Genomic DNA, 8,078 nt, shown 5'->3' with positions numbered 1-8,078 from the left:
ACTTAAACCACTCCTATGAGTGCCAGTAACATGGTGATCAGAACAGCTCCGAGAATCAGAACCAGGATCACAACCATTACACTGAGGAAGCCGTTTAGTAAACGGGTTCCCAAGGAAAAATCATGTGCCATTTTCATATAGTTTCTAACAAGATACTAAAAAACAGCACATTGTGTGGTTCTGCCCCTTTCAAATCGACCAAGCGGGAGATTCCCCCTATTATCCGCGCCATCTATATAAAAGTTGAATGACTTAAGGATACACAAAGTATGCTTTGAAAGCTTTGAATTATTTTTTGCCTCCACTGAGTTTTTCACTCAGCGCTTCCAGAGATATACCTTTGGTTTCGGGCATCATAAAATGGACAAAAAGCAGTTGGAGAACCATCATAAAGGCAAAAAACGCAAAAACCGGCCCGGGCCCCACCCAACTAAAAAGTACGGGGATGGAAGAGGGGATAAGCCAGGCGAGAATCCAGTGTACAGAGGTGCCGAAGGACTGACCCGATCCCCGGAGGTGATTGGGAAAGATTTCGGAGATAAATACCCAGATCACTGCGCCCTGCCCAATCGCATGGGCCGCGATAAAAACAAAGAGGAATACGGGGACCATGATCCCCGACCACTCCAGGATAAAGGCTGCAGCCACCAGCCCAAGGGAGATAATATAACCTACCGACCCGATGTACATGAGTTGTCTTCTCCCCAATCGGTCGATCAGGTAAATGCCCAGGAGTGTGAAGACCAAATTCGTAAATCCAATGCCAATGCTGCTCAATAGGGCCGTATTCTCACCCAGTCCTGCCTCTTCGAAGATCCTTGGGGCATAATAGAGAAAGGCATTGATTCCGGAAAACTGGTTGAAAAGGGCAATCAGAAAAGCAAGGGCCAGCGGGAAGCGATATTTTCCCATAAAAATGTGTTCTTGTTTTCCCCCGGAACTGGCGGACCGTGCCATGTCCTGCCGGAGGCGGTCCACGGTCAGTTCAGATCCGATACGCTTCAGGATCACAGCCGCTTCTTCCTGGGCTCCCCGGGTAAGCAACCATCGTGGGCTTTTGGGGAGTCCCAATGCGAAAAGGGTATAAATGGCGGCCGGAATAGCCTCCACCCCAACCATCCAGCGCCAGTCGTTGTCTCCGATACCGTTAAGGAGGTAGTTTGAAAAAAAAGCAATCAGGATTCCAAATACAATATTAAACTGGTAAAGGCCTACCAGGCGCCCGCGCTGCTTTGCGGGGGCGATTTCTGAAATATAGGTGGGTGCAGCTACCGTAGAGGCGCCAATTCCAAGACCTCCCAGGAAGCGGAATATCCCAAAGGATACGGGGTCATCGGCAAGGGCGGAGCCAAGGGCCGAAAGGGTATAGAGAACCCCAATCCAAAAGAGGGTCTTTTTCCGTCCTATTTTGTTGGTGGGTATTCCCCCAAACAGGGCCCCAATCACAGTCCCGAATAAGGCCATACCGATAACTACCGTACCGTGAAAGGCATCTGATGTTTCCCAGAGGGCCTGAAGCTTTTTCTCTGCACCGCTGATCACAACCGTATCAAAACCGAAAAGGAATCCGGCCAGAGCGGCAATAAGGGAAATTCGAAGTATTTTGGGATTCATGGGCGTCAGGCGGTTGATAGGAGCCCTAAATCTAGCTAAAAAATCTTAAGGGATAATAGACCGTTTAACCCAACAGGGAACGGACACCGCTGACAATGGTATCGCTGGCCCCTTTATGCTTGTGGATATACCGTGAATTGATATCCCCCATTTCGGATCTCATTTCCGGGGATTCAAATAATCCCTGCATGGCTGTAGTAAAATCCCCGGTATTGTGAACCACCTGTATACCCCCCGCACGCACCAGGGCTTCTGCCTCCAGGAAGCCTTGAAAACCCGGTCCTATGAGAATTGGGATACCGTAAACGGCAGGTTCCAGGGTGTTGTGGAGGCCTGTGGCAAACCCGCCTCCCACATAGGCGATTTCTGCATAGGGGTAAGTTCGGGAAAGCAAACCAATGGTGTCCAGGATAAGGACGGAGGCTTCTTCAAGACCCCCGGCCTTTCGACTGGAATAGCGTATGGTCTTTTTCTTTAGGAGGTGCTCCAGTTCGTCAATGGTTTTCGGGTCAATTTTGTGGGGCGCCAGGACAAAACATTGCCCGTCCCCGGCCTGATTGATGTAGGGGGCGATCAGGCGGTGATCTACTGGCCAGCTGCTGCCGGCTACAAAGCACTTCCGGTTTCCCTTGAAGGCATCCATAAACGGCAGGGGATCTGCCGTGTTACTAACTTCGAGTACGCGGTCAAAACGCGTGTCTCCACTCACAGTAACGCGTTTTATCCCGAGGGAACGAAGTCTTTTTTTGGAACGGGAATCCTGAACATAAAAATGGTTCACACGCCGGAGCGCCGCCCTAAGCAGTCCCCCATACCATTTAAAATAGGCCTGGCGCTTGCGGAAAATAGCTGAGATCAGGAGGATAGGAATTTTTTGGCGGGCCATTTGCCTGTAGAGCCCAGGCCAAACTTCGTACTTGACAAAAAGGGCGATCTCCGGATGTACCACAGAGAGGAAAGTGGCTGTGTTCCAACTGCTGTCCATAGGCAGATAAGCGACCAGATGGGGCGATAAGGCGTCTTTTTTGACCTCATACCCCGAGGGAGAAAAAAAGGTTACAAGGAATTGGTAATTCGGATAGGCCTGGAAGAGTTTGTCCAGGACAGGAGATCCCTGTTCGAATTCACCCAGGGAGGCGGTATGTATCCAGATGAGTGGTTTCTCCGGATCCCGCATACGCTTCAGATAGGGTATGGTGTTTTTCCGGCCAATGACAAATTTACGGATGCCCGGGTTGCCGAGGGCGATCAGCTTAAGGATATTCCAGACAAAAAAAACTGCTAAATCGTATAGGAAATACACGTTCCTCCTGGTTTCATTCAAAAATACGCTTCTTAAATGAATTGGTTGTTGACCGCCCCTATTTTGCGTAAGTTTGTGAGAACAAATCACCTTCGATGCGAAAAATTCAAATGGTGGATCTGGTCTCTCAGTATCAGGACATCAAACCACAGATTCAGGAGTCGTTTTCGCAAATTCTGGAAAATGCCTCTTTTATTAACGGGCCTGAAGTCTCCGGATTTCAGAAAGACCTTGAAGCCTATTTGGGAGTGAAACACGTCATTCCCTGTGCCAATGGAACCGACGCCCTTCAAATTGCGATGATGGGGTTGGGCCTGGAACCCGGAGATGAAGTAATTACAGCAGATTTTACCTTCGCTGCCACCGCAGAAGTCATCGCACTTTTGCAGCTGACTCCCGTTTTGGTGGATGTAGATCCGGAGACCTTCAATATCGACCCCAAGGCCATCCGCGATGCCATTACCCCAAAGACCAGGGCTATTGTGCCCGTCCACCTTTTCGGGCAATGCGCCCCTATGGAAGAAATTCTGGAAATTGCCCGGGAGCACGATATCTACGTAATCGAAGACAATGCCCAGGCCATCGGGGCGAACTACAAGTTCGCCGACGGACGCCTCCAAAAAGCGGGTACCCTGGGAGATGTAGGTGCAACCTCCTTTTTTCCCTCCAAAAACCTGGGATGTTATGGCGATGGAGGCGCAATATTCACCAATAACGATGAACTGGCCCATACCATCCGGGGGATTGTCAATCACGGAATGTATCGAAGGTACTATCACGACGTGGTGGGGGTGAATTCCCGCCTGGACTCGCTCCAGGCTGCGGTATTGAGAGCCAAACTACCGCATTTAGACAGATACTGCGATCAGCGCAGGGAAGCCGCCCGGTTTTACAATGCCGCTTTTTCGGGTCATGCCCAATTGACGGTTCCCGTAACCATGAGAGGCTGTGAGGGTATCTGCGACACCTGTGATTGCCATGTTTTCCATCAGTATACCCTAAAAGTGGGAGGTGGAAAACGCGATGGCCTTGCCGATCATTTGGCTGGGCTTGGGATACCTTTCGGTATTTACTATCCGATTCCCCTGCACCGTCAAAAGGCGTATCTGGACAGCCGGTATGCCGAAGATGATTTTCCGGTTACCAATGCACTCTGCAAGGAGGTGATTTCGCTTCCAATGCACACCGAACTCGATGAAGAACAACTGCGATTTATAACATCAGCGGTACTTGATTATATGAACCAGTAGAGCTGTATTTATTATACCCAGGATCGCAATATTTAAATGGAATTCTAAGACTCAATTAAACCACATTTTATGCAAATTGCTGTTACCGGAGGACTTGGCTTTATCGGTTCTCATACCACTGTAGAACTTCAACAGGCCGGGTATGAGGTCGTCATTGTAGACAACTGTTCCAATGCGTCCGAGAGCGTCCTTGACGGAATTGAGCGTATTACGGCAATCCGGCCACTTTTTGAAAAATTTGACCTGAGGGATCGGGAAAAGGTCAGGCACTTTTTCAGCAAATACCCCGATCTCCGGGGGATTATTCATTTTGCGGCATCCAAGGCCGTAGGGGAGAGTGTGGAGGAACCTTTGCTGTACTATGAAAACAACCTGGCCACCCTGGTGTATTTATTGCAGGAACTTTCCGAAAAGGAACAGGCCCACTTTATATTCAGTTCTTCCTGCACCGTATATGGGCAGGCCGATACCATGCCTATTACTGAAGACGCTCCGGTACAACCTGCGGAATCCCCTTATGGGAATACCAAACAAATAGGGGAGGAGATCATCCGGGATACCTGTAAAGTCCGGCCGGGGTTACAGGCGATTTCCCTTCGCTATTTCAACCCTATAGGAGCCCACCCCTCCGCGGAAATCGGGGAACTTCCCCTTGGGGTGCCTCAGAACCTGGTCCCTTTCATCACCCAGACGGGCATTGGCATGCGGGAACAGCTCTCGGTCTTCGGGGATGATTACCCAACCCCTGATGGCACCTGTATACGGGATTATATTCACGTTGTGGATTTGGCAAAGGCGCATGTCATTGCGATGGAACGCCTTTTAAAGGGTGAGAATTCAGCGAATTACGAAGTTTTCAATGTAGGGACCGGTACGGGGAGCTCCGTAATGGAGGTCATTCAGAGTTTTGAGCGGGTCAGTGGGAAGTCCCTTAATTATAAAATAGTAGACCGGCGTCCCGGAGATATAATCAGTGCTTACGCCGATACGCGGAAGGCCAATGATGTCCTGGGGTGGCGTGCGGGGTCTACCCTGGATGATGCCATGCAATCTGCCTGGGCCTGGGAGCAGAAAGTGCGAAAGAAATAACCAAATATAACAACCAATCCCTATGAAATACCTGTTAACCCTTATTATGCTGGCCTTTGTATCCACGGGCCTGGCACAGAAAAAATTTATACAATGCGGGCAAATACTCGACGTCGCCTCAGGGAAACTCGTAAAGGAGAAAACCCTTGTGATTGATGGAAACCGGATCGCGGAAGTGCGGGACGGCTATGTAGTGGGAGCCACAGCAGATTCCGTGATCGACCTTCGCACTTCAACGGTACTTCCGGGTTTAATCGATATGCACGTGCATATTGAAAGTGAATTCAGCCCTACGACCTATATAAAACGCTTTACGATGAATCCGGCAGATGTGGCTTTTGAATCCGCCGTCTATGCCCGACGAACCCTTATGGCCGGATTTACCACAGTACGCGACCTGGGAGGGTCCGGGGTGAATATCGCTTTAAGCAAAGCTATTTCTTCCGGGCTTACCCCCGGGCCGCGTTTGTTTACGTGCGGAAAAGCTATTGCCACTACCGGTGGGCATGCAGACCCCACCAACGGCAGGAGTATGGAGCTTATGGGAGATCCCGGCCCTGCAGATGGAGTAGTCAATTCCCCGGCAGACGGGCGTAAAGCAGTGCGTCAGAGGTACAAGGATGGTGCAGATGTCATTAAGATTACGGCAACTGGCGGGGTCCTGAGTGTGGCCAAGAATGGTCAGAACCCCCAGTTTACCGTAGAAGAAATACGCGCCATAACCAATACAGCCAAAGATTATGGAATGCTTACCGCGGCACATGCCCATGGTGACGAGGGGATGCGTCGTGCCATTGAAGGAGGTATTCAAACTATCGAACACGGAACCCTGATGAGTGAAGCCACCATGGACCTGATGAAGGAAAAAGGGGTGTATATGGTGCCGACGATTTCCGCCGGGAAAGAAGCGGCGAAGAATGCAGAAATACCTGGATTTTTCCCACCGGTTGTAGCCCGGAAAGCACGAGAAATAGGACCGCAGATTCAGAACACGTTCGCCAGGGCTTACAAGCGGGGCGTACCCATTGCCTTTGGTACGGATGCAGGAGTTTTTCCCCACGGGACAAATGCCCAGGAATTCGGATATATGGTGGAGGCGGGAATGCCCGCTGAAGAGGCCCTGCGCGCCGCGACCATTACGAACGCCTCCCTGCTGGGGATGGGCTCAGAACTCGGTCAGCTCAAGGCGGGATTTCTCGCCGATATCATTGCTGTAGACGGGGATCCTATACGGGACGTCAGCGTGCTTAAATCCGTGCGTTTTGTGATGAAAGACGGGGTAATCCACAAAGACTAAAGCCCCGGGGATTTGTCGAACACTGGGGATCATGCGGCGGAAGGTAGTGCAGAGGGCTTGCAGGTGCTCCAACAAGCCCGTAATTCCCGATTGCTCGGCAGCCTGATGCTTCAACTTCAAAAAGACTATGGCCGGGCCGGACTGGACTTTCCGATATTGGAAAAGTACCTACTCGCTGAGGATGTTCCCGAAATTTTTGCAAGCCTTAAGGAAGGTGTTTATCGGCTCTTGATGGAGCATTTTGACCAGTATCTCAATCTCATGTATGCGGTGGATCTTCCCGAACGCGACTTTCAGGGGATTGATCCCGGGGATGCCGTCGAGGCCGCCCATCAACTCACTGGTCTGATCTTAAAACGGGAGTGGCAAAAAATACAATGGCGCCGGAATTACCCCGGGTCTGATCCCGATCAGAAATAAACCCGGACGAAAGGAAGCCAGGGGGTCGAATACAGGCTTTTAAAGTCATCGTATAGCACATCATACCGAATCCCGAATGTAACAGGCCCGGCACCGTAACCGACACCCAGATACAGGGCAGGCACCCAGTAATTTTCACTAAAAAATCCAAAATCCTGATCTACATACAACTGTTCAAATTCGGCAGAAAGTTGGAGGGCCGCGATTGGGTTTGCCAGGGTAATCAGGCTTCCCCCAAGGGCATTGAAACTTGTATCCCCTACTTTTGAATACGTATAGTTGAGCCCCACACCCGCTGCCAGGAAGTCGTTTATCTGGTAGATGGCCTGAGGGGTAAGGCTAATCAGGAATGCATCATTACCAAAAGACAAGCCAAAGCCTCCCCCGTAACGCATCCGCGAACCGAATGTATCGGTATTTGTGGGAGTCAACTGCGCTGTCGCGGTATAGGAGCCCATGCATAGAACCGCCAGAATAAAAAGGGATCTCAAAAGACCAGTTAAGGCACATTTCACGGTTGCCATTTTTAGGAATTACCCGTAAATATAAAGGAATACGTATGAAATATTGTATTTTTGATCTTATTTTGCTTTAGGGAAAACGCAAGCCTTTTTTATGGATAAGTACTCCTTTTTGAATGCGGCTCACACCGCTTTTTTTTCAGATTTGTACGACCAGTATCTCGAAAATCCGGACAGGGTAGAGCCCAGTTGGCGGGCTTTTTTCCAGGGATTTGATTTTGGAATGGAGAGTGCCCTGGAAGAAATCGGGATTGATGCCCAGCAGGGATTGGTTCACACCGGGGGCGGTACCTCCGTTGCAATGCCCCAATCTATGCAGAAGGAGTTTCAGGTCATCCGGCTAATCGATGGCTATCGTTCCCGGGGGCATTTGTTTACACAGACCAACCCGGTTCGCGAGCGAAGGAAGTATTCGCCCAAACTCGGAATTGAAAACTTTGGCCTGGAACCTTCAGACCTGGACACGGTCTTTAACGCAGGGGAGGTACTGGGTATTGGACCCAATACCCTTGCCGGGATAATACAGCATTTACAACGGATTTACTGCGATGCCATTGGAGTGGAGTATATGTACATCCGCAAAC

Annotated in this window: 9 protein-coding genes; 5 read left to right on the top strand and 4 right to left on the bottom strand. The window is 50.2% G+C overall.

Annotated features, from left to right (window positions below):
* Positions 1-2: 2 nt before the first annotated feature.
* The 3 genes from WBV75_RS10995 to WBV75_RS10985 all read right to left on the bottom strand — a co-directional run bounded on the left by WBV75_RS10995 (position 3) and on the right by WBV75_RS10985 (position 2,917).
* Positions 3-131: a hypothetical protein gene (locus WBV75_RS10995; RefSeq protein ID WP_424120652.1), complete on the bottom strand. Its 129-nt coding sequence runs from the start codon at positions 129-131 to the stop codon at positions 3-5.
* Between the two features lie 157 nt (positions 132-288).
* Positions 289-1,614 (bottom strand): sugar porter family MFS transporter, encoded by a 1,326-nt coding sequence (locus WBV75_RS10990; protein ID WP_424120651.1) that lies wholly within the window; start codon positions 1,612-1,614, stop codon positions 289-291.
* 64 nt (positions 1,615-1,678) lie between these two features.
* On the bottom strand, positions 1,679-2,917 hold the full coding sequence (locus WBV75_RS10985) for a 3-deoxy-D-manno-octulosonic acid transferase (RefSeq protein ID WP_424120650.1): 1,239 nt from the start codon (positions 2,915-2,917) through the stop codon (positions 1,679-1,681).
* A gap of 95 nt (positions 2,918-3,012) precedes the next feature.
* Here WBV75_RS10985 and WBV75_RS10980 point away from each other — a divergent pair, with 95 nt between their 5' ends.
* The 4 genes from WBV75_RS10980 (at position 3,013) to WBV75_RS10965 (ending at position 6,973) form a co-directional block, all read left to right on the top strand.
* Entirely contained in the window at positions 3,013-4,167 is a 1,155-nt protein-coding gene (locus tag WBV75_RS10980; protein ID WP_424120649.1) for a DegT/DnrJ/EryC1/StrS family aminotransferase, read from the top strand.
* A 69-nt stretch (positions 4,168-4,236) separates the two neighbouring features.
* Complete coding sequence (galE, locus tag WBV75_RS10975) at positions 4,237-5,256, top strand: UDP-glucose 4-epimerase GalE (protein ID WP_424120648.1); 1,020 nt, start codon at positions 4,237-4,239, stop codon at positions 5,254-5,256.
* Between the two features lie 22 nt (positions 5,257-5,278).
* Positions 5,279-6,553 carry an amidohydrolase family protein gene (locus tag WBV75_RS10970; RefSeq protein ID WP_424120647.1) on the top strand — a complete coding sequence of 425 codons (1,275 nt, stop codon included), beginning with the start codon at positions 5,279-5,281 and terminating at the stop codon, positions 6,551-6,553.
* A 12-nt stretch (positions 6,554-6,565) separates the two neighbouring features.
* Positions 6,566-6,973: a hypothetical protein gene (locus tag WBV75_RS10965; RefSeq protein ID WP_424120646.1), complete on the top strand. Its 408-nt coding sequence runs from the start codon at positions 6,566-6,568 to the stop codon at positions 6,971-6,973.
* Here WBV75_RS10965 and WBV75_RS10960 read toward each other — a convergent pair.
* Entirely contained in the window at positions 6,964-7,464 is a 501-nt protein-coding gene (locus WBV75_RS10960) for an alpha-ketoglutarate decarboxylase (RefSeq protein WP_424120645.1), read from the bottom strand. The two genes, WBV75_RS10965 and WBV75_RS10960, sit on opposite strands and share 10 nt — an antisense overlap.
* 124 nt (positions 7,465-7,588) lie before the next feature.
* Here WBV75_RS10960 and WBV75_RS10955 point away from each other — a divergent pair.
* Positions 7,589-8,078, top strand: a 490-nt coding sequence (locus tag WBV75_RS10955; RefSeq protein WP_424120644.1) for a 2-oxoglutarate dehydrogenase E1 subunit family protein, incomplete at its 3' end; no start/stop codon positions are given.

It is taken from the genome of Robiginitalea sp. (genome assembly GCF_049588695.1).
Taxonomy (GTDB): Bacteria; Bacteroidota; Bacteroidia; order Flavobacteriales; family Flavobacteriaceae; genus Robiginitalea.
Note: the sequence above shows the minus strand (reverse complement) of the source record. Positions and strands in the feature narration are given on the sequence as shown.